2 protein-coding genes are annotated in these 1004 nt (G+C 45.5%); both read right to left on the bottom strand.

Annotated features, from left to right (window positions below; all coding sequences use genetic code 11):
- Positions 1–866: sigma-54-dependent Fis family transcriptional regulator (locus tag R7Q47_RS26825; RefSeq protein WP_318090377.1), on the bottom strand; the 866-nt coding region annotated here is incomplete at its 3' end.
- The coding region (locus tag R7Q47_RS26820) for an ATP-binding protein (protein WP_318090379.1) at positions 856–1004 on the bottom strand (149 nt) is incomplete at its 5' end. The genes R7Q47_RS26825 and R7Q47_RS26820, both read right to left, overlap by 11 nt.

Genomic DNA, 1004 nt, shown 5'->3' with positions numbered 1-1004 from the left:
AATGGCGGTACGTGAACCACGCCTTGGTTGAGTAGATAGTACAGCTCCGGCAGCAATTGATTTTTGGTGATGTACTCTTCCGGTTCTGAGTCAAAAATCGTTACAACACGCAGATTCTTTTTCCCACAACGCTCTCGCGCCAATAACAATTGAGCCAGATGCCGTTGTCCCTCTTCAGGCAGTTCAGGTAAGTTCTCTAACACAAGTAAACACGACTGCTGTTTGTCGATGGCATCATCAATGCTATCCATTGTTGTGGTTGCACTGAGAGCAAAAGAGCCATACTCCGTTTCTTCACTCTTAGACATCATGTCTTTAATTAACCCCGCGACGCTGTGACGCCCAGTGCCCGACTCACCATAAACCACCACGTGCGTGTCCAGTAACGCGTATTGGGCAACAAGCTTGCGGATCTGCTCCATATGCGCAGACTTACCAATTAATGAGCGCGAAATAGATTTCTCCGCCTGTAGCTGCAATTCCACCTGGCTGCTTCGAGTTTCAAGCTGCTGTTTTACTAGTGTTAACAGCTCAGCAGGATTGATCGGTTTTTCTAAAAACTCACATGCGCCCTGCTTTACTGCATCAACCGCCATTGGAATATCGCCGTGCCCAGTGATCACAATGACAGGGATTCGCTCATCGACGTTTTTGATCATCCGAAGCAGTTCTAATCCATGCATTTGCGGCATGTACATATCGAGAATAACAACGCCCGCCCACTCTGGAGAGACATATTGCAGCGCTTGTGTTGGGTCGTTAATGGCTTTTGACTTGATTGATGATATGTTCATCAAGTACGAATAAGAGTCCAAAACATCCTGATCATCATCGACCAATAGTACTGAATATGGGTTATTGCTCATTAGGTAACTCCAACACAACCATCGCACCTTTTTCTAATGAGGAAGCGAGGTAGATACTTCCTTTATGCTTTTCTATTAATGACTTACAAATATTCATCCCCAGCCCTAAGCCAACTTCTTTTGTCGACACAAAAGGCT

The sequence above is a fragment of the Vibrio sp. Vb0349 genome, from assembly GCF_033338975.1.
This window is presented reverse-complemented; position numbering and strand designations above follow the sequence as displayed.